20 protein-coding genes are annotated in these 26,898 nt (G+C 69.8%); 8 read left to right on the top strand and 12 right to left on the bottom strand.

The features are described from left to right. Window positions 1-3: 3 nt before the first annotated feature. The 6 genes from AU196_RS17800 to AU196_RS17775 all read right to left on the bottom strand — a co-directional run bounded on the left by AU196_RS17800 (window position 4) and on the right by AU196_RS17775 (window position 7,544). The gene (locus AU196_RS17800) at window positions 4-1,218 is read right to left on the bottom strand and encodes a hypothetical protein (protein ID WP_059096637.1); all 1,215 of its coding nucleotides are present in this window, start codon (window positions 1,216-1,218) and stop codon (window positions 4-6) included. Further along, window positions 1,215-2,096: a protein phosphatase 2C domain-containing protein gene (locus tag AU196_RS17795; protein WP_059096403.1), complete on the bottom strand. Its 882-nt coding sequence runs from the start codon at window positions 2,094-2,096 to the stop codon at window positions 1,215-1,217. Before AU196_RS17795 ends, AU196_RS17800 begins: the two co-directional genes overlap by 4 nt. Further along, window positions 2,093-2,794 (bottom strand): vWA domain-containing protein, encoded by a 702-nt coding sequence (locus AU196_RS17790; RefSeq protein ID WP_231737632.1) that lies wholly within the window; start codon window positions 2,792-2,794, stop codon window positions 2,093-2,095. The genes AU196_RS17795 and AU196_RS17790 overlap by 4 nt, the downstream gene beginning before the upstream one ends. A gap of 86 nt (window positions 2,795-2,880) precedes the next feature. Next, window positions 2,881-4,482: a DUF7937 domain-containing protein gene (locus tag AU196_RS17785; RefSeq protein ID WP_231737631.1), complete on the bottom strand. Its 1,602-nt coding sequence runs from the start codon at window positions 4,480-4,482 to the stop codon at window positions 2,881-2,883. 48 nt (window positions 4,483-4,530) lie between these two features. Then, complete coding sequence (locus AU196_RS17780) at window positions 4,531-6,999, bottom strand: DUF7159 family protein (protein ID WP_059096401.1); 2,469 nt, start codon at window positions 6,997-6,999, stop codon at window positions 4,531-4,533. A 197-nt stretch (window positions 7,000-7,196) separates the two neighbouring features. Next, window positions 7,197-7,544 carry a DUF4190 domain-containing protein gene (locus AU196_RS17775; protein WP_059096400.1) on the bottom strand — a complete coding sequence of 116 codons (348 nt, stop codon included), beginning with the start codon at window positions 7,542-7,544 and terminating at the stop codon, window positions 7,197-7,199. A gap of 157 nt (window positions 7,545-7,701) precedes the next feature. On the opposite strand from AU196_RS17775, the gene AU196_RS26290 reads away from it, so the two are divergent. From AU196_RS26290 to AU196_RS17745, 6 genes are all read left to right on the top strand, one after another. Continuing rightward, on the top strand, window positions 7,702-8,448 hold the full coding sequence (locus tag AU196_RS26290; RefSeq protein ID WP_286141249.1) for an RDD family protein: 747 nt from the start codon (window positions 7,702-7,704) through the stop codon (window positions 8,446-8,448). Next, on the top strand, window positions 8,449-12,852 hold the full coding sequence (locus tag AU196_RS17765) for an FtsK/SpoIIIE domain-containing protein (RefSeq protein WP_059096398.1): 4,404 nt from the start codon (window positions 8,449-8,451) through the stop codon (window positions 12,850-12,852). It abuts the gene before it with no gap. A gap of 43 nt (window positions 12,853-12,895) precedes the next feature. Then, window positions 12,896-13,159 carry a WXG100 family type VII secretion target gene (locus AU196_RS17760; RefSeq protein WP_011854623.1) on the top strand — a complete coding sequence of 88 codons (264 nt, stop codon included), beginning with the start codon at window positions 12,896-12,898 and terminating at the stop codon, window positions 13,157-13,159. Between the two features lie 80 nt (window positions 13,160-13,239). Continuing rightward, window positions 13,240-14,250, top strand: a complete 1,011-nt coding sequence (locus AU196_RS17755; RefSeq protein WP_059096397.1) for a WXG100 family type VII secretion target — start codon at window positions 13,240-13,242, stop codon at window positions 14,248-14,250. Beyond that, window positions 14,247-15,161, top strand: coding sequence for a DUF6777 domain-containing protein (locus tag AU196_RS17750; protein ID WP_059096396.1), 915 nt, complete (start codon window positions 14,247-14,249; stop codon window positions 15,159-15,161). Before AU196_RS17755 ends, AU196_RS17750 begins: the two co-directional genes overlap by 4 nt. Further along, on the top strand, window positions 15,158-15,889 hold the full coding sequence (locus tag AU196_RS17745) for a hypothetical protein (protein ID WP_059096395.1): 732 nt from the start codon (window positions 15,158-15,160) through the stop codon (window positions 15,887-15,889). The genes AU196_RS17750 and AU196_RS17745 overlap by 4 nt, the downstream gene beginning before the upstream one ends. Window positions 15,890-16,081: 192 nt before the next feature. On the opposite strand, the gene AU196_RS17740 is transcribed toward AU196_RS17745, so the two are convergent. Further along, window positions 16,082-18,319, bottom strand: coding sequence for an ATP-binding protein (locus AU196_RS17740; RefSeq protein WP_157546447.1), 2,238 nt, complete (start codon window positions 18,317-18,319; stop codon window positions 16,082-16,084). Window positions 18,320-18,559: 240 nt separating this feature from the next. On the opposite strand from AU196_RS17740, the gene AU196_RS17735 reads away from it, so the two are divergent. Then, window positions 18,560-20,809 carry an ATP-binding protein gene (locus tag AU196_RS17735; RefSeq protein ID WP_157546444.1) on the top strand — a complete coding sequence of 750 codons (2,250 nt, stop codon included), beginning with the start codon at window positions 18,560-18,562 and terminating at the stop codon, window positions 20,807-20,809. 6 nt (window positions 20,810-20,815) lie between these two features. Here the strand turns inward: AU196_RS17735 and AU196_RS17730 are convergent, their stop codons facing one another. The 5 genes from AU196_RS17730 to AU196_RS17710 form a co-directional block, all read right to left on the bottom strand. Further along, window positions 20,816-21,031, bottom strand: a complete 216-nt coding sequence (locus AU196_RS17730; RefSeq protein WP_059096393.1) for a hypothetical protein — start codon at window positions 21,029-21,031, stop codon at window positions 20,816-20,818. After that, the gene (locus tag AU196_RS17725) at window positions 21,028-21,453 is read right to left on the bottom strand and encodes a hypothetical protein (protein WP_157546441.1); all 426 of its coding nucleotides are present in this window, start codon (window positions 21,451-21,453) and stop codon (window positions 21,028-21,030) included. Before AU196_RS17725 ends, AU196_RS17730 begins: the two co-directional genes overlap by 4 nt. A gap of 133 nt (window positions 21,454-21,586) precedes the next feature. Beyond that, window positions 21,587-22,300: a response regulator gene (locus AU196_RS17720; protein WP_059096391.1), complete on the bottom strand. Its 714-nt coding sequence runs from the start codon at window positions 22,298-22,300 to the stop codon at window positions 21,587-21,589. A 361-nt stretch (window positions 22,301-22,661) separates the two neighbouring features. After that, window positions 22,662-22,979, bottom strand: coding sequence for a hypothetical protein (locus AU196_RS17715; RefSeq protein ID WP_157546438.1), 318 nt, complete (start codon window positions 22,977-22,979; stop codon window positions 22,662-22,664). Between the two features lie 94 nt (window positions 22,980-23,073). Continuing rightward, window positions 23,074-25,314, bottom strand: a complete 2,241-nt coding sequence (locus AU196_RS17710; protein ID WP_157546435.1) for an outer membrane protein assembly factor BamB family protein — start codon at window positions 25,312-25,314, stop codon at window positions 23,074-23,076. A 359-nt stretch (window positions 25,315-25,673) separates the two neighbouring features. On the opposite strand from AU196_RS17710, the gene AU196_RS17705 reads away from it, so the two are divergent. Further along, window positions 25,674-26,897: an oxygenase MpaB family protein gene (locus AU196_RS17705; protein WP_059096388.1), complete on the top strand. Its 1,224-nt coding sequence runs from the start codon at window positions 25,674-25,676 to the stop codon at window positions 26,895-26,897. The last annotated feature ends 1 nt before the right edge of the window (window position 26,898 follow it).

Genomic DNA, 26,898 nt, shown 5'->3' with positions numbered 1-26,898 from the left:
GTGTCAGCCCCCGAACGTCGACGCCCCGCTGAGTATCGCCCAGACGATGAACGCCGCGAGTATCGCGACGATCACGGACACCGAGATCAACCCGGCCACGACCATGTTCGTGCTCACCCCGAAACTGGAAGCTAAAGGGGAAGCCGGTGCCGCCCGCACCATTGGTCGCGGCCCAGTAATCGGGCCCCGGCGTGCGGCTCGTTCGTTGCTGATCGCACACCACGGGCACCGCCGCGTGCCGACCGGAACCCGGTGCGTCCCTGACGAACACGTCGTCACCCGCAACCGCAGCAGGTTGTCCCGCCATTCGGCCGCGCTCGGCCGGTGCGCGGGGTCGCGAACCCCGTCGGTGAACGCCCGGGTGAACAGCTGCTGGATCTCGGCGGGCAGGAAGCTGGGCGGCGGTGCCAGCGGGTGCGTCTGCAGCGGTGAGCCCGGCCCACCCGCCCACGCGCCCGACCGCGCCAGGGTCAGGGCGTCGGGCTGCTGCCCGCCCCCGGTCCAGGTGCCCCGCATGAACGGGTGGTTGCCCGCCATCAGCAGCAGATGGATGTGGACGGCGAGCGCGAAGAGATCCGACGGCTTCTCCCGCGGATACCGCCGCAGGTCGACGCCGGCGAGTTCGGGGGCGGTGAACTCCGGTCTGCCGACACTGCACAGGAATCGGCGGCCCGCCCCGTCGGTGAACTGCATGGAGTCGCAGTCCACCAGCGTCACCTCGGTGGTGTCCGAGACCAGGATGTTGCGTTCCTGGAAGTCGCCGATCACCGCGTCCACCCGGTGCACCACCTGCACCGCCAGGCACAGGTTGGCCGCCGTGCTGACCAGATGCTCCCACGTCGCATACCGGGTCCACTGCGGACCGCCCGGCAGCGGGTCCTCCCGGTTCGACGGGTTGCTGAGCGTGTGGATCTCCACCGCGGTCGCGGTGTCGACGCGCGGCATGACGAACCCGACCGGCCGGTCCCCGTCGAGCAGCAGTCCCGTCGGCCAGGTCAGCACCACGAATCCGTTGGGCTGCACCCGACCCGGCGGTGGGGACTCCACCATCGCCGCGACTTTGTCCAACTTCGCAGCCAGTCCCGTGAGGTCCGGGTGAAACACCTTGGCCGCCAGATCGGGTCGCTCCGCGACGCCGTAGACGGTGCCCTCACCGGCGCGGGCGAGCACCGGCGCCAGCGTCAGTCGCTCACCGGTCGCGAGACGAAGTTCGCTCACCGCCGACGCCGCCACAACCCACGACGCCGAGCACCTCGCGCCAGCGGCACCGTCTCGAGCTCGGCGTCCGATGTGCCCGGCGCGGGTGAACTGTCCGTCACCGCGCCGGCCGCCGACCCCGACACCGCGGCCAGCACCATCGTCTTGTCGTCGCCTGTCTGGTCGTCGGTGATCCCACGCAGCAGTGCGGCGAACTGGTCGGCCCGCGCGCCGGCGCGCACGTGCTGCCAGGAGTCGCGGAAGAACGGCTCGTAGGCCTCGCCCGTCCCGATGTCGGTGATCTTGTAGCTCATCCCGTCCGTGCTGAGCGCGAACGCCGTCACCCCGTTGACCGACAGCGTGCGGAACGACTCGTCAAAAGCTCTGTCGGACTGCAGGAACGATGTGGTGTTCGCGTAGCCGTCCTTCTCCTCGATCAGCAACGACCCGATCCGGCCGTCGGGGAGTTCGGCGGCGATGACCCCGTCGCCGATCTGGCCGAACATCGCCCGCGTACTGTCCGCGACCGCCACACACAGCGTCGTCGACAGCCGCATCGGGTCCACCCCCAGCGCGGTGGCCTGTCGCACCACCCGGTTCAGCGCGTTGTCGAACAGCCGGCGCATCAACTCCTCGGCGTCGCCGCTGCGGAAGCGGTCGATGAACGCCGGTTGCAGCCCGTCGGTGAGCACGCTCTGGCAGGCGGCGTACGCACCCCATGCCGATGTGCCGGTGACCGCGCCGGCGCCGTCAGCGACCGCCGCCACCACGAAATCGCCTGCGACACCGTAACTGTAGGCGTCGTCGCAGCCGAGTCCGCGGCGCTCGTGCTCCTGGCCGGTGACCGACGCACCGCACACCGCCCACCGCGGTGCCCCGTCGGGGCACCCCGGTCTCACGCGCTGGTCCAGCCGGCGGCCGAGGGCAGCGGCACCCGGCCCTGCATCGCCTCGTGGCCCTGCTCGTCGCGGGCGAACTCGGAGCTGTTCGACACGTTGCTCAGTGACGCCGACAACCACTCGAAGAGCTCCTCGTACTTGAGTCCCTCCAACGGCGCGGGGCTGCGCTGCAACGACAGCCGCCCGAGCTGCTGATAGTCCACCCGCGGTCCGGCGCCGACGGCGAAAACCGTGACCCCACGCGCTGATTCGACCGCGTTGAGCCGCGCGACCGCCTCGTCGAAGCCGTCCAGGTTGGGTTTGCCGTCGGTGAGCACGAGAATCCATGGCCGGTAGTACTGCAGCCCCGCCGCTTTGTACGCGTGCTTGCGGTCCTCGAGGATGTCGAGCGCGAGGTGGACACCGGCGGCCATGTTCGTGGTCCCCGACGCGGTGAACCCGACGGGCTGAAGCGTGCGGGCCTCCTGCATCGGCACCAACACGGTGGCCACCGTGCCGAAGGTCACCACCGCCACCTCGACCCGCTTACTGGCCAGCACCTCGTTCTGCAGATAGCGGGTAAACGCCGCAAAACCCCGCTCCAGCGCCGCGATCGGCTCGCCCTGCATCGACCCCGACACGTCGGCCAGCACCACGCAGGCGACGCGGGGGTCGGGGTTCGCATCGTTCAGCGCGACCTGCCAGCCCCACTCAGACATCGCCGACCCCCCGTCTCGACCTGACCACCCGTCCGGGAGATCTTCTCATCGACGGGCGCACGCGTCGCACCGAATGACGCGGATTGTCAATGCCGTTCGGTGTCACCGCCGCCGTAGGTGGTGCCGGCCGCGAAGCGTTGCGTCGACTCCGCCAGGACCTTCGCCACGCGGTCGGTGCCGGGTGCGGGGTCGGGGCGGAAAATTTTGGCCGTGGCGGGGGCAGCCTCCGGCGCAGGGCGTGCGAACGCGATCGTCGGAGGCGACGGGGACGGTGCAGGCTCGATCGGCGGCCACGAGTAGGTGGTGATCGTGGTCGTGGGGGCCGACTCCGGCTCCGGCGCAGAGGCTTTCGCCACTGCAGTGGAACGGGTTGGTCTGTTCACACCACTGGTCACGAATGCGATCACCACCAGGACGGCGCCCAGCACACACAAAGCCACATCGAAGGTGCTGGTGATCTGCTGAGCCAACGTGTTGCCGTACACATCGGTGATCGCGTCCGGATTCAGCGGCTGCACCCGCGGCACCAACGCCACCCCCACGATGACCCGACACACCGCCAGCGCGAACAGGACGCCGTACCCCACCGTCAACACCATCCGCGGCGTGACCTTGCCTGAACTGTTGAGGAACAGCCAGACCGCCACTACGGCCGCGATCAGATCGAAGGCCATCAACGTGGTCGCGTAGTACGGCGGGGCGGGCAGGTCCAGCGCTGAGGCCATCATGAGATCCACGATCCGAAGCACGGCCGACCCGCCGCACCAGACGGCGATGAGCACCAGGCACTTTCGCGCGGCCGAGCGCCAGACGTCCACCGCGTTCCGGTTCAGCGCGGCCAGCACGGTCACCGTCGCGATCACACCGGCTGCGGCCACCCACGCCAAGTAGCCCTCGAACCCGACGCCCGCGGTCGAGGTGTTCTGCGCGATGCCGTGGAAGGCGTCGAGGTCGCGACCGATAGGCAGCAGCCAGGTGAACACACCGGCGACCAGTGCCGACCCGGCGAGCAGGACGGTGGCCAGCCGGGCCTCCCGGTTCGTCGACATGAGCCAACGGCTGGTGATGACCACCGGCAGCAGCGCGACGACGGCGTAGAGCACCGCGGCGACGGTGACCACGAGGTTCTGCGTGCCGGTCTCGGCGTTGCCGATCTCCGGGAGCACGAACCGGGTGCGCCAGTACAGGTTGAACGCGACCGCCGCGACCGCGAGAACCAGCGAGACGATGCCGATGATCCGGCAAGCCCTGCGGCCCGAGCGGTCATCGCCGACGGCCGCGATCACCGGCGCCGCGCCGAGCAGCGCACCACCGACCGCGAGCCACGCGCCCGGGCCCACCCCCGGCGGGACCGCGGCGGTTCCGCCCGCCCGCACCGCCTGGACCACCGCGTAGACCAGGAACGCCAACGCCGTGGCCAGCAGCGGGAAATTCAGCGTCCTCCGCAACCGGTTCAGCGTCATGAGATCACCGTCGGCCGCGGCGATTCCGCTCAGCCCCACATGGGTGAAGACCAGCGCGGCCAGCGACGTCAGCGCCGCCACGATCAGCAGACCCACGATCCAGCCGGGAGTTCCGGCGATGGTGAGCCCGGTTGCGGTGTTCCACGGCAGCAGGACCGCCAGCGTGACCATCACACCGGCGACCGCGTCACGGATGACGTTGGCCCGACGCAGATGTTGTGGCACTGTGGCCCGATCTTCGATTGCGTTGCTCATCACCGATCTCCGATACCGCTAGTTGCTTCCGGATCCGAACAGCCCACCGCCGAAAGGCAGTTCGGGCAGTTCGAAGGACGGCAGATCGGGCGCCGACGGCACGTCCGGCACGGATGGTGCGGATGGTGCCTCAGGGGCGAACGTCGGGATGTCCAGCTTCGGCAGCTCGAACGACGGCAGCGACGGCTGCTGCACGGGCGGCGCGGGCGGTTCGTAAGCGGGAACCTCCGGAACGTCCGGCACGGGGATCTCGAACTTGGGCTGCGGGACCACTACCGGGGGCTCGGGCACGTCCACCACCGGCTTCGGCAGTTCCACGACCGGCTTGGGCAACTCCACCGCCGGCTTGGGCAACTCCACCGCCGGCTTGGGCAACTGCACCGCCGGCTTGGGCAACTCCACCGCCGGCTTGGGCAACTCCACCGCCGGCTTCGGCAACTCCACGGCCGGCTTGGGCAGCTCCACGGCCGGCTTCGGGAAACCCTCATCGAGCTTGGGCAGACCCGCCTCGGGTGCGGTGACACCAGGGTCCAGCCGCGTGACCGGACCGTCCGGCAACCGTCCGGAACCGGGGATATCCAGGCGCGGCGTCGATCCCGATGGCGGGCTGTCGCCCGGGAGCACGCTCGAGACGTCGATCCCCTTCTCCGGCAGATCCACCCCCGAACCCGGCGCCAGACCTTCGGACACGGTCCCGGGGGCGATGATCGGACGCGTTCCCTTCGTGCCGGGCAGCGATTCGCCGACCTCAGGCGGCAGGATATCGCCGAAAATCGGCATCGGCGTCCCCTCGCCCGCCTTGCCCGCCGGGGTGAGCCCCTGCAGGGCCGACGTGTCGACGATCTTTGTGTCCACCGGCAACACGTCCTCGACCACAGTGTCCACGGCGCCGGTCTTGAAGATTTGAGGCGGTATCGCATTGATGTCCGTCGAGGTGCCCGCGGGGGTGTCGGCGACGGCGAACAGCTCGCCCTTGGTGGCGGGGACGACGGCTACTTGACCGAGATCGCTCAAATCCGGGTACCTTCCGGTGTTTCCGGCGACGGAGTTGACCGCGTTCAGTCCCGCGCTGGTGGTGCCCGCGACCGCGTCGATCGCGGTTTGGCCCAGCAGCCGCATGTTGCCGACCAGCGCCAGCACCTGGCAGGGACTCCACCGCGTGAAGTCCGGAATCAACCGGGTCACGTACCCGGAGGGATCCGGGACACCGCCGGGCGGCACGATGCCCTGCGGCACGATGCCCTGCGGCTGGATCGCGGCGGTGAACTGCGCGGCGTCCGGCACCACACCGACCGTCCCGTCCCGGTACAGCTTGATGACCTCGGCGCCGGTGTCCCCGGTACCGCGCGAGGCGTTGAGCATCTGCGGCCGGAAGGTGCGGGCCTCGGGCTCGGCACCCGGCGGCGGGACCTCCTCGATCATCGTCCAGCCCGGGCCGTCGGGGGCGACGCCCTGTCCGGGCGCCACCGGAAAGTACTTGCCCGCCACCGCGTCGTCGGTGAGCCGGATGGCCTGCTCCCGCACATCGGGACGGATGTTGAGCGCGACGGTGACGGCCAGCGCGGCGAAGCCGACGACCACCACCGCGGCCACCGTGCTGCCCAGCAGCAGCGCCCGCGGCCGGTCCGCCGGAGCGGCCGCCTCCTCCGCGGATTCCTCGACCTCGTAGTCCTGCGGATCCACCGCGCTCAACGGCCGCATCGGGGTCTGCATCGGCACGGCCGCACCGGCGATGCGATAGTCCTCCGCGTCGTCGACCTGCGAGTACGCCAACTGCTGCGCCTCGGGGCTCAGCATGGTGGCGTCCCAGTCCATGGAATCGATCGGGGTCTGTCCCGCAACGGGATTCATCGGGCGTCGGGCACCCGCCAGCGCCGCGCCGCGCGCGATGGCGTACTCCGGCTCGTCCACGAACTGCAGCGGAACCGGCGAGGCCGCCTGCAGGTCGGCGGTCAACGCGTCGTCGACGGGCGCGCCGAGCACGATCACGCTCGTCGCCCCGCCGGGTTCCTCACCGAATCGCTCCAACAGCGTCCGGTAGGCCGCGCCCCGGTCACCTCCTGTCACGGGTTCGACAGCGATCAGGGAGGTGGTGTCGGCGGCCGCGTCGACGATCGTCAGCGCAGCGGTGTCCGCATCGCTGGTCAGCGTCGCGGTGGTGTGTCCGCCGACCAGAGTGCGGGTCACCTCGGTGACCGCATCGGAGCGCGAAACCACGGTGACGTTGGTCAGGTCGGCGTCGACCAGGGCGTCGCGGACGCGGGCCGCGGTGACGGGGTCCGCGCTGCACACACTGGTGCCCACGAGCCGGTGCCCGGACTCGGTCAACATGCGGTCGGTCGATGCCAGCGCCGACACCACCGTGTCGACGGGCTGGTTCGACAGGTCGATCGCGGACTGGTCGATGACCGCGTGCGGGGCGGTCGCGTCGAGTAGCGCGATCCGCGCCTCCGCCTTGTCGAGCACTACCCCGAGCGTCACGTCCATCCCGAGTTCCCCATCTCTCTATAACGCTGCGAAATATCCGTGCCTGTGTCCCCGGCAGTGCAGGGAGACTGTAAGGCCTGGTTGGTTTCGAAGTGAGCAAACCAGTTATCACAGTGGCGACTCATCCTGGCATCCGCACTGCCACCCCAGGTATCGGTCGTTCGGTGGACGCCCTGGGTCTTTGCGAATGCGAACACTTAGCCACTCCCGTCGAGGGCCGGCGGCAGGTAGAGGTACAGCCCGACGACCACGAGGCCGATCACCAGATACAGCCCACTGATCACCATCGCGGCACGGGCCAGACCCGCCCCGCCCTGACCTGAGGTCTCGATCTGTCGATGCGCCACATAGGACAGCGGAAGTGTGATCAGCGCTGCAGCCAGCCCGAACACCAGCGCGGTGACGAAGGTGGCGACCGCCAGCCGATTGAGCGGCGGATCGGGCGGCAACGCCGGGGCGGTGAATCCGGCGTGCTGCGCCCGCGCGGCGCCACCGGAGACGTACCCCGCGCCGAACCTGCCGGGCGGCAGCGTCGAGTCAGCCACCGCGCGTGCCTCCTGCCGGTCATTCGGGTTTGCCGAAAAGCAGTTTCTCATGTGACTCTCAGGTGGAAGCAATCGTACGATCGGGCGACAACAATTCGCACCCGATCCGCCCGGCAAAGACTAATCTCGTCACGACCGCGCACTGCCCACAAGCCGAATGCGCAGGTTTCACCCATCACGGCCAGATCACGGCTGTGTACGTCGAGTTCGGTGCGGAACGGAGTCAGCTGTGCGGGGACAGCCAGACGGTGCGGCGCCTGCGTGCCCGCAGTGTGGCTCCGGCCTGCCGCCGCACGCCCGATTCTGCGGAACATGCGGTCACACGCTCAGCGGTCGCATCGTCGTCCCAGGCCAACGGATCCGCACCGCGCCCGTCGCCGAACCCGCCCCGCGGCCGGAAGCCGTGGTACCGGCGACCGGCGGGACACGCTGCGCTGCATCACTTCTGGACTTGGCCGTCATGATCAGCCCGGCCATGCCGCTGTCCACCGCGGGAGCCGTCCTCGGCGTGGCGGAAGTCGTCTACATCGCGGTTCCGGTGGCGTTCGTGGCGGTGTGGCTCTGGCTGCAGATCTGGCAAGGCCTGACAGGCAACACCTTCGGAAAGGCCCTGCTCGGGTTGCGGCTGGTCCGATCCGCCGACCACCGGCCGGCGGGGGTGGGTGCCACGATGGTGCGCGGACTGGCGTTCGTCGCGACCCTCGGCCTGGCCGGGCTGCCGGTGCTGCTGAGCCCTGCGCCCCGCGCCGCATGGCACGACCGGATCAGCGGGCTCACCGTGCTCGACGTGACGCTTGGCGCGAACCCGTTGGGGCAACGCCGACAGCGCACGCTGCGCCGGGCACCGGACCGCGGGCTCAACCGGGTCGTGTCGCCGGTTCCCGCGGCAGGGAGACACGGTTAGATGCAGGCCAAAATCATCCTCCGCCGTCCGGACGACAGCAGAGCCCAGCTCGCCGTCACCGCCGACGCCACGGCGACGGTGGCCGAACTGGCCCAGGCGCTGGCCGCCGGTGACCCCGATCAGCGTCAACCGCCGCCCGGTGCCGGGCTCACCCTGAAGGTCGAACACACCGCATTCGACCGCGGCGCGGCCGGGCGACTTCTGGATCCGACGCGCAGTCTCACCGATTCGGGTCTGCAGTCCGGGGCGACGGTCAGCCTCGCCGCGTCGGCCACGATCGCCCAGCGCCGCAGGCGCGGGCGCACCGCCGCGGTCGCCCGCATCCTGGACGGGCCCGACGCCGGGCTCGAATTTCCCCTGCTGCAGGGCAATTCGTCGGTCGGTACGGGCCTGGCCAATGACGTCACGCTCACCGACCACGGGGTCACCGACGTGCACGCGGCGATCACCGTCGGGGAGAGCATCGAGATCGTCAACCTGGCGGGGCCGTCGGGGGTCTGCATCGGCGGTCAGCCGGTGCAACGCGCGATCGTGGGGGCCGGCGACGTCGTGCAGCTGGCCGCCACCTCACTGGCGATCCTGCCCACCGTCCGGCCCGGCGCCACCCAGGCCGACAGCGTGGCCATCGAGTTCAACCGCTCACCCCGGGTGGTGGCGCGGTTCGACGAGCAGGAGTTCACCGCACCCAAACCGCCCCAGGCCCCCGAACCGGCCCGCTTCCCGATCATCTCGGTGCTCGCGCCACTGATCATGGGTCTCATCCTGTTCGCGGTGACCCGCAGCATGCTCGCCGTGGTGTTCATCGCGCTGAGCCCCCTGCTGATGGTCGGCATGTACATCGACACGAAACTGCAGGCCCGCAAACGCCACGAATACGAGTCGAAGCGGTTCGCCGACGCGCTGCGCGCCCTGGCCGCCGACCTCACCGAAACCCAGCGGGTCGAGCGTGCCGTGCGGCTGGCCGAAGCCCCGGCACTGAGCCAGGTCGTCGAGGCGATCCACCGGCTCGGCCCGCTGCTGTGGACCCACCGCCCCGAGCACCCCGGCTTCCTCACCGTGCGTCTCGGGCTCGGTGACGCGGCGTCGCGCTGCCGAATCCGGTTGTCGGACATCGAAAGCGCCGAGGCCACGCACACCGCCCAGCTCAAGGATCTGGCGGCCCGATTCGGCACCGTCGAAGACGTGCCGATCGTGGCGGACCTGCGCGAATCCGGTGCGCTCGGCATCTGCGGGCCGCGTGGTGTGGTCGACGGTGTCGCGCGCGGCATCGTCTTACAGCTCGCCGGACTGCACTCCCCCGCCGACCTCGCCATCACCGCGTTCAGCTCCCCGCAGTCCCGGGCGTCGTGGCAGTGGCTGGAATGGATGCCGCACACCGGGTCGATCCACAGCCCGCTGTCGGGCAACCACCTGACCGACAGCGCCAACGGCGGTCAAGCGCTGCTGTCACGTCTGGAGGACCTGGTCAAACAACGCACCGCGCGCGACACGCTCAGCGACGACGACACCGTGGTCGTCCCGGCGGTGATCGTGCTCGTGGAGGACACCGCCCCCATCGACCGGTCCCGGCTGACCCGGCTGGCCGAACGGGGCGGGCCGGTCGGCGTGTACGTGGTATGGGTGGCCACCCAAGTCGAGAGCCTGCCCGCCGCGTGCCGCACCTTCGTGCTCGTCGAGAACGAATCCGAAGGCGCCACCGTGGGCCACGTCCGTCACGGCCGGCACACCTTCCCGGTGGCCTGCGAGAGCATCGAGGTGGCCGACGCCCGGCAGGTCGCGCTGCTGTTGGCGCCGGTGGTCGACGTGGGCGCGGCCGTCGAGGACGCGACCGACCTGCCGCGCTCGGTGTCGTACCTGTCGATGGCCGGCACCCGGATGGCCTCTGACCCGGCGGCCGTTGCCGCACAGTGGATCTCCAACGAATCCGTGCTGAACCGCAACGGCAGGCCCCGCCCGCCGACCGGACAACCGGCCGGTCTACGAGCGTTGGTCGGGTCCACCGGCGCCCACGAACTGCACCTCGACCTCCGCGAACACGGTCCGCACGCGCTCGTCGGGGGGACCACCGGTTCCGGCAAGAGCGAGTTCCTGCAGTCGTGGATCATGGGCATGGCCGCCGCGCACAGCCCTGACCGGGTGAGCTTTCTGCTCGTCGACTACAAGGGCGGCACCGCGTTCGCCGACTGCGTCGGGCTGCCGCACACCGTCGGGCTGGTCACCGATCTCACCCCGCACCTGGTGCGCAGGGCGCTGACCTCGCTCGGCGCCGAGATCCGCCGTCGGGAACACCTTCTCAACGTCAAACGCGCCAAGGACCTAGTCTCCCTCGAACAGACCGGCGATCCCGATACACCGCCGAGCCTGGTCATCATCGTCGACGAGTTCGCCGCGCTGGCCTCCGAGGTGCCGGAGTTCGTCGACGGGGTCATCGACGTCGCCCAGCGCGGCCGCTCACTCGGACTGCATCTGGTGCTCGCGACTCAGCGCCCCGCCGGGGTGATCCGCGAGAACCTGCGGGCCAACACCAACTTGCGAATCGCACTGCGCCTCAACGACGTCGACGACTCGCTCGACGTCATCGACGATCCGCTCGCCGCATCCTTCCCGCCGGAGATCCCCGGCCGGGCGGTCGCCCGGACCGGCCCGGGACGGCTCACCACGTTCCAGGCGGCGTACGTCGGCGGTTGGACCAGCGAACAGCCCGAGCAGGCACCGATCGAGATCGCCGAGTTCGTCTTCGGCCGCCGCCGGCCATGGCACGACCCCACTGCCGCAAAGGGTGCGGCCCGGCCGAACGGCCCCACCGACATCACGCGCATGGTCGGCACCGTGCGCGCCGCGGCGCAGCACCTGCGAATCCCGGTGCCGCGCAGACCGTGGCTACCTCCGCTGGAGTCCACCTATGCGCTCGAGGACCTCGTCGCGCAGTGCGACGGCCCCGCACTGGTGCTCGGTACGTGCGACGTCCCCACCGAACAGGCCCAGACTGTCGAGACGTTCTCCCCCGACGCCGCCGGCAACATGGCGATCATCGGCACCGGCGGCGCGGGCAAGTCGACCGCGTTGCGCACCTTGGCGATCTCGGCGGCGCTCAACCCGCACGACGGGCCCGCCCACGTCTACGGCCTCGACTTCGCCTCGGGCAGCCTGAAGATGCTCGAGGCGCTGCCCCATGTGGCGGCCGTGGTGGGCGCCGACGACGAGGAACGCATCGGCCGGATCCTGCGCCGCCTCACCGCGTTGTTGGAGAGTCGAGCCCGCCGGTTCGCCCGCGTCAACGCCTCCACGCTCACCGAATACCGCAGGCTGGCCGACCCCGACGAGCCCCGGGTGCTGCTGCTCGTCGACGCCATCGGCCCATTCCGCGAACAATACGAACACGTCTCGCACACCCCGTTCTTCGGGATGCTCAGCCAGCTCGCCTCCGACGGCCGGATGCTGGGTATCCACGTCGTCATCACCGCCGACCGGCCGGCGGCCATTCCGTCGTCGCTGGCTTCGACGATCCAACGGCGCCTGGTGCTGCGGCTGGCGTCCGACGACGACTACGTACTCGCGGGCGTCGCGGGCGACATCCTGTCCGCCACCTCACCGCAGGGCCGGGCCATCTCGGACGGACGCGAACTGCAGGTCGCCGTGTTCGGCGGCGACGCCAACGTCGCGGTGCAGGCACGGGCGATCGAGCGGCTGGCCGAGCAGATGCGGCGCGACCGGTTCGCCGCGCCCGAACCGGTGGAGCGCCTCTCCGACCGCATCGAGTTCGACGCGCTACCGGTCAGCACGTCGACGGGTGCGGCGGTGATGGGCGTGGCCGACGAATCGCTCACCCCGCTGGGCATCAGCCCCGCCGGGGTGTTCATGGTGACCGGTCCGCCCGGCAGCGGGCGCTCCACCGCGTTGGTCACACTGGCCCAGGCGGTGCGCCGCCAGCACCCCTCGGCGCGGATCGTGCATCTCGCGCCGTCCGTGTCGACCATCGCCGGCCTGGGTGTCTGGTCGAGCACCGCGACCGGACAGGACCCGGTCATCGACCTGGTGAACCAGCTGACGCTCGGCCCGCCGCCGCGGGGTATCGGCGAGCTGATGGTCGTCATCGAGGGCATCGCCGACTTCGGCGGCACAGCCGCGGAGAACGAACTGGCGCGCCTGATCAAGACGCTCGGCGACGCCGCATTCGTCGTCGGTGAGTCCGAGGTGTCGGGGTGGGGTCAGGCGTGGCTGCTGGCGCAGCCGTTCAAGGCGGCCAGACGCGGAATGCTGCTGTGGCCCAGCGGGGTCGAGGCCGACAGCTTGTTCAACACCTCGATCGGCGTGGTACGCCGCAGCGACTTCCCGCCCGGGCGGGCCGTGCTCATCGAGCGCGGTAAGGGGGTGTGGATGCAGGTGGCGCAACCCGTGATCTGACCACACAGCACGACAACAACGAACGACACCACAGGAGGAAGACATGGCACTTTTCGGGCAGGACATCGATCAGGTACGTCAGTTGGCGACGCAGCTCAACGCGAAAGCGGGCGACATCGAGGGCGTCATCGCGCAGCTGACGTCGGCGGTCAACTCGGTGCAGTGGATGGGCCCCGACGCCGAGCGCTTCAAGGCCGACTGGCAGGGCCAGCACGTGCCGCAGCTGCGCCAGGTCGTCACCGCACTGCAGAACGCGTCGCAGAACGCCAACCGCAACGCCACCGAGCAACAGCAGGCCAGCGTCTAGGCGCGATCACGAATTCGGGTTGCTCGTGCGCGGCCCGAGCGGCAGCGCACGCGCAACCCTCTTCCCGAGGAGGGCGAACAATGACCGTCACCGGTGCCGATCCCGATCAACTCCGCACCACCGCAGCCCAATTCATCCAGGCGGCGGATCGGCTGCAGGGTTCGATGAAGGGACTCAACGGCTTCGTGTCCAACGCGGCGATCTGGCGCGGCCCGGACTCGGAACGATTCCGATCGGAGTGGAACGGCCAATCGGTGTTCGCGCTCAACGCCGCGATCAGCGCCTTGCGTTCCGGTGCAGAGGTGTTGCGTCGCAATGCCGATGAGCAGGAGGACGCCAGCCGCGCAGCCGGGGGTGGCGGTGCGGGTGGACGAAGCGATACCGGCACCGCCTGTTACCCGCAGTCCCCCAGCGGACTGAACGAGATGTGGAAGCAACTCCAGGACACCCCGAACGGATGGGACCCCTTCGGCCCTGACATGTCGGGATACCGGGTGCAGAAGGTCATGGTTGACGGTGAGGAGAAGTACATCGTCTACATCGGCGGCACCGTCCTGGCCGGCAGCCAGAACTGGGGCGCGAACGTCAACGCCATCAGCGGCGGCCTGGACGATGCACAGGTCAAAGCGTTGGAGCGGTTGATACCCAAGGACGCGGACATCATGTTGGTCGGCTACAGCCAGGGCGGACTCGACGCGCAGAACATCGCGGCGTCCGGAAAATTCAACGTGCAGCAGATCGTGACGTTCGGATCACCGGTCCGCAATGACCTCAACATTCCGGCCGTCCACCTGCAGTACGGACAAGACGTCGTGACCTCGGCGTCAGCCGTCAACCCCGGCATGTGGAGCAACTCGGCCCAAGACGGCAACGACAACGTCGAGGTCTTCTCGGGGAAGCCGAACCCGCTCACCGTCTTCGGCATCGGCGAGCACGTCGCAGGATATGGCGAACTGTCCGAACAGTGGGACGACGCAGTCAGCAGTGGGGCCGACACCCGAGCGGCCGCATCCGCCGCAGGGCTCAAGAGCTTCCAAGGTGACGTCATCGACCAGGTCGACATCGACGCCAAGGGCAGCGGCTCCTGGTGACCCACCCGCAGACCGACTGGGCTGACCCCGATCCGCCGGGCACGCGTGACCCGCGCACCACGGCCATCCTCGCGGTGTCCGGGGCGCTGCTGACGGCGCTGGTGGTCGCCACGCTGATCGGGGTCGTGCTGTTCTCCGCCGGTGACGACTCGGACAGGACCGCGGGCGAGGCCGTGCTGATCGCCGCGAACACCCCCACCGTCGACACGTTCACCCGCTCGATCCTCGTTGCTCCCGTCACGATCTCGGATCAGACCGCCGCCCAGACCGTCGAACTGCTCGAGCAGATCCCGGTCCGCGCCGACCGCGGGGTGCGGGTGGTCTCCGGCCGCCAACCCGGTCTCTACGGCGCGACCGGCCAGACGACTCCTTGCGATGCCGTCACCTTGGCCAACGACCTCGACGCCGACCCCGACACCGCGCGGGTCTGGGGATTGGCGCTCGGGATCACCCCCCAGCAGATCCCGCACTACCTCAACACGTTGACCGCGGTCGTCTTGCTCTCCGACACCTGGGTGACCACCCACACGCCCGCCGAGGATGCGCCCGACCCGAAACAGGCTGTGCTGCAGGCAGGCAGCGCCGTGCTCATCGACCCGCTCGGAGTTCCCCGGGTGCGGTGCGCATCCGGCGCCCCGCTGGCCCCGCCGGACAGCGGCACGCTGACCCACTACCGGCTCGACGGCGAGCAGTGGCCCGCATTCAGCCCGCAGACCGTGGTCGCCGTCAAGTACGCCGCCACCGACAACTCCGGCGCGGCAAGGGAGTTCACCCTCACCGACGCCGGCACCGGCCAGCAGATCGTCCAGCGGGCCGGCGGCGTCATCGACCTCGGTGGTACGTCCGTGCCACTGCCCGATCCCGTAGTCATGAACATCCCGCCCAACCGTCCAGAGAGCAGAAACCGATGAACCCGAACGGACACTCCGACTACCTCCGCCAGGCCGAGCAGCACTTCGGCACGGGCACGACGGGCACAACGGGCACCTCCGAGCATCAGAACATCGCCCTGCTGCCCGGCGAAGAAGCCCTGTTCGCCGGCGATTTCACACCGTCACCGTTGCTGCGCCACATCAAGACCGGTCTGGTGATCACGGGTGAGCGCGTCATCGTCCGGCATCCGCAGTACATGCTGTTCGTGATCCGCGTCGGACACACGGAGTCGAGCACCCCGCTCAGGCATGTCTCCAGCACGACTGTCGGCCGCCAACTGTCGCAGCGGCGGGTGCTGTCCGCCGCTGTCGCGGGTTTCGCCGGGTTCATGATGTTGACGTCGAGTGTCGGCATGATGGGGATGGGTCCGTTCGGCGCGCTGCTGCTGCTCGTCGCCTTCGGTCTGCTCGGATTCGCGGCCTTCCAGTTGTGGATGGCACGCGGTCTCGCGCTGATCGTCACCCACAGCGGCGGCGGCGCGTTGCGGATAGATGTCGACAAGGCGGAGTACCCGCGCATGCTGGAGGCGGAAAACCTGATCCAGCAGCTGCTCTTGACGCATCGAGCGCCACAGGCCGCACCGCCCCGCGAAACCCCGGCCCCGCCGCCGCAACCCGTCGCCACGCGGCCCCGGCCACCCGCACGGCCGGCACCGCCCGCACAGCAGCCGCGGCCTGCCGCCCCGCCGTCGATCTGGCGCGGTTAACGCCGCTGGTATTCGAGTATCGGTTCCACCGAAACCGGCTCGGCCCTGCGCCGTTCGGTCAGTGTGTTCGCGCGAACACGGATGACGGGAGCGTCGGCGGACCCGACCGGCCCCGCCGGCTGTAAATCCGGGCGCATGGCCGAATCGTAGAAGTGCCCGCGGTCCATGTCTGTCGGTTGTTCGGGCGACCGGCTAGTTATGAGCGCCGCTTTCGACCGGCTGCCGAATCGTCATCCATACCGTATGTCCCGACCACACCAGCTCGGCACCGTCGACGTCGATGTCGCGGCCCGCATCGTCGGGAGCCACCTCGCACACCACGCTGACCGTGACCGCCTCGGCCGCGCCGGTGACGACGATGCGCGCGGACACCGTGGCCAGCGCGATCACCCGCTCGACCCGGCGCACGATGCGGTCGACGGCCGAGGGGTCGTAGGGCGGGAGGTCGCCGTCGAAATGCACCGTGACTTCGACTCCGCGGTCCTCGGCGGCCTCGATCAGCGAGCGGATCTCGAACAGCAGCGCGTGATCGGCCCGGAGCCGATCGAACAGCGTTCGTAGGCGCCGGGATTCGGCTCTGGCCTGCCGACGCATCTCCGGCGTCACCGGCACACCACGGCTGAGTGTGCGCAGCAGCGGGATGACGCCGGCCATGATGTCGGCGTACCGCTTGAGGTGGTCGGCCTGCAGCGCGGCCGCGACCTTCTCGGCCGTGACGACCTGCAGCAGGTTGTCGTGCTCGGCGCGCGCGTCGCGGGCCGCCGGGGCGGCCCACGAGCTGAACAGCGTTGCGAACATCTGCGGGATCAGCGTCCCGGCCAGGCTGAGGCCGAGAAAGACCAACATGGGCGTGCCCGGATCACGGACGAACGCGATGACCGCCGGTCCGCCCCAGTACGCCAGCAGGGTGCCCGCAGCCCGCCGCGTGTCCCACCGCAACAGCAGTGGCAACAAACAGAAGCCGACCGCGGCGGGCGCCCAGTTGGCGTGGGTGGTCAACTCGCGGGTGGTCAGCAGCGCGGGCTGCAGAAACGCGATGACCGCCAGGACGCCCGCCGCGACCCACGCGGGGCGACGCTCCCGGTATAACACGGCAGGCACCGACGACAGCGCGCACAGTCCGGCGAGCACGGCGAGCCCCACCTGGGCGTCGCCGTATCGTTCGTAGGTCGCGATCGGTGGCGCGGCGGTGACGAGTCCGACGATCGCGTAGGCCGTCAGCGCCAACGTGTATGCCGCGCGCAGTCGACCGATGAGGCGGTCGGCGCCGGTCGCCGCGTCGACCGACGCCGAGATGGGCCGATGCTCCGGCCAGGACAACTCGGCGACGGTGCCCTGGGTGGGCGTCGAGCGCACCGAACCGCTGCCGCCGACACGGCTCATCCGGCCCACGACGGACGCGCGAATGCCGTGGCCGGACAGGCCCGTTCCGGGCGTGAAACCGATGCCGTCGTCGGCGATGGTGACCCGGTCGTCCGCCACGTCGATCCGAATCGTGTTCGCCTGGGCGTGGCGGTCGACGTTGTTGGTCACCTCGCGCGCCGCCGACACGATCGCGCCGGCCAGTTCGCCGCGCAGCCACAGCTGCCGACGGCCGGTGAACTGCACCGCCGTCTGCAGGAACGCGGTCTCCGTGCGCAGCGCCTCGACGATGTCGACGGCGACCGCCGGCGAGGTCCAGGGCGGGTTCTCCAGCAGCTCGAGGTCACGCCGCGCCTGAGCCGCGAGCCGCTCGTCGGCGACCTGGGCACCCTGGCCTACCATCAGCAGCGTCGCCGCCGCCGTATCATGAAGCAGCGCAAGCTGTTCACGGTCATAGTCGCGGCGTGCGGCCGACACACTGCGGGCGATCTCAGCCGTCTGCCGTTCGTCGTGGGCCCGGTCGACCGCACCGGCGATCCGCCACGACATCATGCGGATGACCGTCGTCGCCGCCCATCCGGCCACCAGGTAGTACATGTCGGCCACCCGGGCCACATCGTCCCACCCGACGACCTGCGCCGTCGCCCACGCGTACGTGAACACGATCACCGCAGTCATCGGCGTCGCGAGACCGGGCCGGATCTCGATGACGAACGTCGCCACCGCGACGCCGACGATCGTCTGGGCGGCGTTGTGGGTCTCGAATGCGGCGGCGTCACCGACGATCATCCCGACGCTGCAGCCCACCGCGACGATCCAGCAGAAGTCCGCGGCGGTGAACTGCCACAGTTGCGACCGGGTCGCCAGCCGGTAGACAGACCACAGCCCGAGCAGGATCAGAAGCAGCCGCCCGGACGGGTGCGCAGCGACGTCACCGTCGGCCACCGCGGCGAGCAGGGCGACCACGAGGCTGGTGGTGTGCCGGACCAGCAGACACACCAGCCCGACTCGACGGGACAGGTGACGGCGGGCCGGACCGGCCCTCCCGACCCGAAGCGCGGTACTCACGCTGGCTAGTCACCCCAGTAGTTCACGATGCCGACCGGCACACACCGGCGGTGCGTTCAAGGCAAGGTAAACCGCGGCGCGGCGGCGTGCGCGGCCTTCGGCGGCGACGGGTGGAATTTCCTCCGATCGACCGACAGCGACACCCTTGGACTCGCGCGTCGCCGCCCATAGACTCACGCACGGCGCCCGGGGCAAACCCCTTGCGCCGCAGGCTCGCGTCGCCGCCCGTCGAAGGCAGGTGTGGTCATCAGGCTCTCCACCGTCTCCGGCCGTTCCGAGGTCGAGGACGTGTCACGGCAGCATCTGATGCGACGCGCTGCGACCGTCGGCCTGCTCATGAGGCACTGCGTGAACGCGGGTGTCGCCGTGATCGCACTCGCCGATCCCGCCTCCGGGGTCGCCCCGGCCGGTCGGTGGTTGCTGGCCGGTGTGCTGCTGTGGTCGCTGCTGCGGGCAGTGACCCGCTCCCAGGCCTACGTCGTCACCGCGATCGACTTCGGCGTCACGCTGGCTGTCTGCGCCGCCATCCCGCTGCTCGTATCGGATCCCGGCTTCTACCTGACCAACAGCGCTCCGCAGGCCATCGCAGGCACCGCGGTGGTCAGCTTCGCGGTGTCGCTACCGGCGTCGGTCACCCTGCCGATGACGGTCGGCATCGCCGCGGCGTATGCCGCAGGGACGGCTGAGGTCGTCGGGTCAGAACAGGTGTGGTCGGTGCTGGCGGTGTACTACTTCGCGCTGCAGTGGGTCACCGCGTCGTTGATCCGGGCGATGCTGCTGCACGTCGCCGGTACGGTCGACAGCGCCCGTCGGGCCCGGGAGGCCGCCCAGCTGGCGCGCGAGATCGACGAGGCGGTCCGGGCGTTCGAACGCGAGCAACTCGCGCTGCTGCACGACACCGCAGCCTCGACGCTGCTGATGGTCGGGCAAGGCGCCGACCTGCCACCCGAGCGTCTGGCTGCGCAGGCGCGCCGCGACCTCGACGTCCTGCGACAGGGGCCCTGGCCCGCCATCCCGGCGCGGGTGGATGTGGTCGGGGCGTTGCGCACCGTGGTCGCCCACGCCCGCACGCCCACCCGTCTCGAAGGCCCCGAACACCTCTGGATTGACGGGGAGGTGGCGCACGCGGTCACCGCGGCGGCCAGGGAGGCGTTGAACAACGTCGACCGCCACGCCCGCGCGACCCAGGCACGCGTGGTGATCGGTGATACCTCCGTGTCGGTGATCGACGATGGCGTGGGCTTCGACCCATCCGGCGCCTCCAGCGGGCACGGCATCGCGGAGTCGGTGTCGGCCCGCATGACGCGCGCGGGCGGATCGGCGTCAATACGGTCCGCGCCGAGGGCGGGCACCAGCGTCGTGCTGACGTGGTCTCCGCCGCCCGACGCGCCGCCGACACCGCCCGTCGCCGATCCCGACGGTCTCATCGACCGGGTCCGGCTGATCTACGCCACCGCGCTGACGGCCTACGCGGTCGCCAACCTCGTCGCAACCGTGCCCTACGGGGTGGCCCTGGCCGGACATCCGACCGCGCAGACCGCACTGGGCATCGTCGCCGGCATCTGCGCCCTGCTCGCGCTTCCCGCGCGGCGTGGCCGGCCGTGGATTCCGGTGTGGCTCAACCTCACCGCGCTGGCCGGGGTCATGGTCACCCAGATGATGCTGCTGGCGCCGGAGAAGATCGGCACCCAGGCCGACTGGGTGCAGGGCGGCGTCGGCTGGTGTGTGCTGCTGCAGGTGCTGCCGATGCCCCGCCGACGCGGGGTCACCATCCTCACCGGATTCTGGCTGGCGGCGGCCGCCGTGGAGATCTGGCGCTACCCGACCGCCGACGCTCTGGTCAACATCGGCTTGGGGACCGCCAGCATCCTGGGCGTGCAGCTGTTCGCGTTGATGTTCGACGGGCTGATGCGCGACGCCGCCGCGGATGTTCACGCCGATGTCGCGGCGCACCGCCGGCTGGTCGTTGCCGAACGCGTGGCCGGCGCCGTGGCCGACGACAACCGGCGCCGGTATGCCGACCTGATCGCCGCGGTGGTCCCGCTGCTTCAGCGGCTGAGCGACGGTGAACCGGTCACCGAATCCATGCAGCGCGAAGCCCGTGCCGAATCGCGCAGGCTGCGAGCATTGTTCGACCAGTCGAAGACCTTCGCCAATCCGATACTGCGGCGGCTGCGTCCGGCGATCGACGCGGCCGAGGCCCGGGGCGTCGATGTGACCGTCGACACGGGTGGCGCTCTGCCGCCGCTGGACGATGCGGCCGCCGCCGCTCTGGCTGTGCCGTTGGACACCGTACTGTCGGCCGACATCTCGAGCGCCCACGTGGTGCTGGGCACCGCGGGTGACTCGGTGACGTTGAGTGTGGTGTGTCGCGGCGTCGCCGATCCGAACCCTCTGGCGGCGGCGGTGACCGGTCAGGGCGGCGACGTCGTCGTCACCGACGACACGGTGTGGTTGATCGTCGAGCGGCCCCTCGCGGCGACGCTGTGACCACGATCAGCGGTTGCGGCGCGACACTCGCAGGCGGCCGGCCTGAACGAAGGGCCGCAGATCCACGTCGTCGATGGTGGGGCTGAATGCCGACATGTCCTGTCGGAAAACATCTCCGGTGTGCCCGCGGTTTCGTCGGCGGCAGAATTCGACGTTCCCCCACACTGTGGTGCCCACGATGCCGAAACCGATCAGCGCCAAGGTGAGTGCCGTCGACGTCATGGCCGCGCCACCCTGTCGAGCAGTACGGCCGTGCTCATGGGATCGAACCGGGCCAACGCACCCGCCAGTTCCCGCGCGTACCGCTTGTAGATCTCGTGACCCAGCGACCAGTTCGCCAAAGGGAGCCAAGGCAATATCTTGTTGTGAGTCAACCGATCACAGATATCGACGCTCAGACTGGTGAAACCGTCGTCGAGTTCGGCGATGGCGACGTCGAACGACATCAGCTCGGCTTGGGTGAATCGCGTGCGGACGGAAAAGGACAAGCGTCCCGGCGCCGCACCCTCGAACCTGATGAACGCCCTCGGGAACCCGCCCTGCACCGCTTCGCTGACGTCACGGACGAGATGGGCGATGCGGTCCGGCTCGATGCACGTCTGCGCCCGGAAGCTCGCGCCGTGTTCGGCGGAGGGGGCAGTCATCGACGCTCCGATCGTCCGGGTTTCGCTCATTCCGGAACGTTACGGAACACGACGGCGTGCGTCTGTCGCTCGAACGGTCGACAGGCGGAACGGCCGCAGTGAAAACGTTCCTCGCGCTGCCGTTCTCGCTTTTTCAGACGAGATCGGAAAGGCTCAGGATGCCGTCTTCGATGGCGCGGGCGAGCAGGGCCGACTTCGTCGGCGCCGGCCTGCCGATTGCGGCGTACTTGGCCCTGGCCCGCTGCAGGTGAGTGCGCACCGTGCTAGGTGCGATGTAGAGGCGCTTGCCCACCAGCTCCTTGCTCTCCGTCTGGAACCAGGCGACGAGCACTTCCTTCTCGCGCTCCGACAGATTGGGCCGCCCGGCGGCGCTGTCGTTGAGCAGCGCCCGCGCCATCCGCGGCCCCATGTACGGGGTGTCGGAGGACGCCGCGTGGATGGCCTCGATCAGATGGGCCCGACCCTCGGACTTCGCCAGGTAGGTGATGGCCCCCAAGTCCAGGCAGCTGAGGATGATCTCGTCGGCGGTGATGTGGGAGTACACGACGACCCGGTGCCCTGACTCGCACAGCTCGCGCAACGTGTCGAACGAGGGTCTGTTGCCGTCGATCTGCAGGTCGAACAGCACCACGTCGACGTCGGGTGACGCGACCGGGTACCGATCGACGAAGTCCTGGGGGTCCAGGAAGTTTCCGACGAAGCGGATCGGTGGGTGGGCCGCCGCACACCAGGCCTGGACTCCGGCGTGGACGACGTCGTGATCGTCGATGATGACGACGCTGACCGGTCGCCGTTCGTCGTCGGCGACCTGCACCGCCACCCCCTCAGCAGTCAACTGGTCAGTCATCTAGGCTCCCCCCGGCACCTCCACGGACCGCCACCGGCGGTCCTGTCGCGGATCTCGACCCGCATGACCACCGGCGACAGCGCCGTCTGCACGCCCCCCGTGCATGGCGCAGACCTTAGCCAACAACAGCGCACTTCGCACGCCGTGGTAGCAAAGTCGCAGGTAAACGATGGCGAATTGTTTGCCAAGGGCGTCAATTATGCCCACGGTGAGAGCGTGGAGACCCGCACGGACGTCAGACCCGGTGAGATCCGCCCCCGGCTTCAGTCGTGGCGCGCTCGGGGCCGTTGCCGCACGTTCCGGCCGTGGCGATCTGGCGATCCCGAGCCCGGGGGCGAGCAACGCAACCGGCGGCCAGGTGTCAGCAGGGCCGGAAGCTCGACAGTTCGGTGGCCGGCACACCGTCGGCGGCCGCTTGGCCGCGGCAGATCGAGCTGGGGAAACCCGTGTAACGCGTCCAGCTGTCACCGGTCAGGCGGACCAGCGACGAGGCGTCACCGAGATCGCCGGTGGTCACGTACGCCCAGCCCGGGGAACACCGCACCACCTGAAGCGCCTGGCCGAGATCGGCGGAGATGCCTTCACCATCGCACACCTGGGCCGCTGCGGGTATGGCCGCGAACGCGGTCGGCACGGCGGCGATCATGACTGCCTTCGCGACAATCCTCTTGACTGACATGATGCATCCCTTCGCCGGGTCCTATGGACGTCAAACCCACTCTGGTGCAGCGGAAGTGCTCGCGGTATCGGCCGTTGGGACGACATCGGCGCCGTCAGCGGCGGTAGTCCGTGGTGCCGCGCGAATCCCGGGTATTACTGATCACTTTCGCGTAGCACTCGTCGACGGGGATCGCCCGCGCATCACACCACCCGTTGGCGGCGCGCGCGTCGGGAAACGTCACGCCGGCGATGGTCACCCACCAGCCGCGCAGATCGAAGGTCCGCCACTCGTCACTCCAGACCAGGCGCACTTCGGGATACTGCCCCCGCATTCGCAGGTGCTGCTGCAGGATCTCGCACGGCGTCCACGTCACCACCCGGCCGTCGACATCCGGTGCGACCAGACCCGGCTGCTTGGACGACAACTGGGCCACCCACCGATCAGCGAGGGAGGACTGCACATATGGCCGGTCCGCGTCGACCTGCGCTCTCAGAGCGGCCATGGTGTCGGCGTCGCTGCCGCAGAAAACCTGTCCGCCTCGAGAATCGGAACTCACCGAACGTTGACGACCGTTCGCGGTGGGCCCGGGGGCGCTCTCGACGCCGCCGGTGGTGCCCTCGTCCTCGCACTCCACCACTTCGTTACCCGAAGCCCTTGCTTGCGTGACGGCTCCGCCATCCGATCGCCGACCGGCGTTGTCGCCGAGGGTGTTCGGATGCCGTGAGTACGTGCCGCTGTCGAAGGTGAGCTCAACGAGGACCGGCCCGGAGCCCTCCGGCCCCAGGACGAGCGGATCCTGGGAGAAGTCGAACGTGGCGGAGCAGACGAGCCCGCGCTCGTCCCTGATGGTCACCCGTAACCGGTTCGTCGACACGACGTCCCCGCCGGGACAACGCGCCTTCACCTCCATCTTGACGACGAGCGCGCCGTTCTCGGCCCGGTACTCGACGGGACGCATCTCCGGCGTGCGACCGCATTTGGTGACCACGGCGGCTGACACGTCCGCGGCTTCGTCACCACCGGCGCGCCCAGGGGTGCCTGCCGGTCCGCCGGTGGGCGGGTAGAACGTGATCACATCGACTGCGGCGTAGGCGAATCCGGTACCGGCACGTCCGACGGACATCCGGCCGTCGGTCCAGGCCATCGACCAGGCTTCCTCCCCGGTGGCCAGATCGATCGCCACCAGGCCGTCGGCGGTCGCGGCCATGACGCGGCGGCCGTCGGACAGCTCGAAGTCCCCGACGTCGACCCGGCTCGTCCACAGCTGCCGGCCGGTGGCCATGTCGAACGCGGTGAGCGGCCCGTCGTCGCGGCCGCCGCCGCCGAGCACGGTGTCGCCGACGATGGTGTGTAGCTCCGACACCCCGCCGGACGCAGTCCACACCTCGCGCCCGGTGGCGAAGTCGTAGGCGGTGCGGCCGGCGATGTAGGGCACATCCGCCTCGGCGTCGACCAGCCACGGGTCGGCCACCGCTCCGGTCACCTCGCGCAGGACGTCGCCCCGCGTGTCGACGATGACCGTGTCGACGGTGTCGGGATCGCCACCGTGACAGCGGCGGGCCGTGAACCCCTGCCCCGGAAACACTTTCAGCTCGGTGACCTCACCAGGGAGCAACCGCGTCCCGTCGGCGGCATCTGCCACCACCATGCCACCGTCGTTGCCCGAATACACCACGCCGTGGTCGACCCCGTCGTAGGTGGTGTCCCCGGAGCCCGGACACGATTGTGAGCCGTCGCCGACCGGATAACTCCGGCGCCAGGTCGCGTCGAGCGTGTCCGTCGTCCCACGCGTCATCGACCGGATATCGGCGGCGTAGTCGTAGCTCGTCGTGTACACGGCGGAGCCGTGGACTTCGACGGCGCGCGTCTCCTCCGAGACTGCGATCCTGTGCGCGACCGCGCCGTCCGAGATCCGGAGAAAGTGGACATAGGGCGGAGCACCGGACCCCGGTGGGCCGAAGTTCGACTCCTGTCCCAGGCAGGGCAGCAGACCGTCGACGGTCGCCGTGGCGCACACCGGATGAAACCCCGCGTCGGCGGTCCACGTGACTGCCCCGGTCTCCGCGTCGATCGCGACGAGCGTCGCACCCCGGTCGGTCTGCGGCAGTACCGCGGAGGTGATCAACGTATCGCCGAGGTCGATGAACCCGGGCCGCTGGTACTGATAGGACGTCGCGTCGGGGCGGACGAACGCCGCACCGTCGAAGATCGTGGCGGAGTCGACCCGCCAGCCGGTGGACGGCCGATCGGGGAATGTGTTGCGGAGTTGCCCCGCCGCGGCGCGGCCCCCGTCGTCGTGACTCCGACCAGTGAGGAAGATGTATCCCGCCCCCAGAAGCGCGGCGACGGCCACGACGCAGACGGTGACCACGGCGGCGGCCTTCGATCCGCGCCGCGGTGGCTCCGATTGTCGTTGTTTCTCACCAGTTCTCAGCTGCGGAATCGGTGCAGGATCGTCGGTCCAGAACTGCCAGCCGGCGGGTGCGGGCGGCCATGCCGGGTCCGGCGTCCAGTCCGCCGGGGGGCTCCATCCCCGAGGCACCGGCCATCCGGGCGGCGGATTGAAACCCACGCGGCGGATACTTCCACAGCCGCCCCAACCGGGATGTCACACGTTCGGCTGAATTCGCCCGGTGCCTCGAACAGGTCACCGCACCGGTGTCCCATCCGCAATTCCGCTGATTCGGGGCTTCGGTGCGCTATGACGGACCCATGCCGACCGCGTTCCGCTACCCGCCCACCGGCCGCCGCGCCCGCGTGGTGAACTCCGCCCGCAGGCTCGGCATCGACCTCCTGCCCGACGACGCCACCGCCCGACGGTTCATCGAGGGCCTCACCGAGGGCGACCCGACCGCCGAACGCTTCGTCGCCGAGACCTACCACGGTGACCTCGGCGCGCGGCAGGCCCGCGACCTCGTCGAGCGAGCCCAACGCGACGGCGTCGACACCGTGCCCGACGCCCCCGACTCCATGCGCCACCTCTTCGCCGAGTTCGAACAGCAACCCGACTGGCTCGACCCCGACCTCCTCGAACAGGGCGCCGCCGTATGGCGCCGCTGGGCCTACGCGCTCGGCGCCCTCGGCAACGCCGGCACCAACGACACCTACACCGAGGGGTGGCTCGCCGTCCCGCTGTCGCTGTCCGGCGGCTACGCCGGCGACCGCGCCCTGCACCGCTACCTCGAGACCTCCCGCTGGTGGATCGAGGTGAGCCGCCCCGGCGCGCTACTCACCCCGAACTCCGCCGCGCGCAACATCTCTCTGCATGTGCGGATCATGCACGTCAGTGTCCGCGACCGCGTCACACGGCATCCCGAATGGGACGCCGAGCGCTGGGGCCTGCCGATCAGCCAGTCCGCGATGCTGCTCACCGTGCTTGGCGGCAGCGTCGCGCCCGCGCTCGGCCTGTTCGCGCTCGGCCACCTCACCTCACCGCACGAGATGCGCGCGGTGCTGCACTTCAACCGCTACTGCGGCCACCTCGTCGGCGTCCGCTGCGACGGCTACTTCCCCGAAACCGTCGCCGACGCCTGGCGCATACTGTTCATGGCCGACGCCGCACGCAGCTACGACAGCGGCGATGACGGCGCCGAACTCGTCGAATCCTTCGTCCCGGCCTTCGAGCCGACCCCGGCGCACACGGGCCTGCAACGCCTCCGCGCCGAGTACCACTACCGCGTGCAGGCCGGCTACCTCGGCCTGTACATGCTGCCGTGGAACCGCCGCCGCTACCGGTTGCCGTCGGCGCTTCCGGGCATCGCGCTGCTGCTCGCGCGGGCCCCGTTCATCGCGGGCCTGGAACTCGCCCGCCGCCTGAGCCCGCACATCGACCGACGCTGGCAGCAGGCCAACCTCAGACGGTGGGAACGGTGGCTCGAATGGCAGTCCTCAGGGAGGGCCTCCAAATTCGAGGCAGCCACGCCGCTGCGCCGTTAGC

The organism is Mycobacterium sp. IS-1742, from assembly GCF_001500125.1.
Classification (GTDB): domain Bacteria; phylum Actinomycetota; class Actinomycetes; order Mycobacteriales; family Mycobacteriaceae; genus Mycobacterium.
This window is presented reverse-complemented; position numbering and strand designations above follow the sequence as displayed.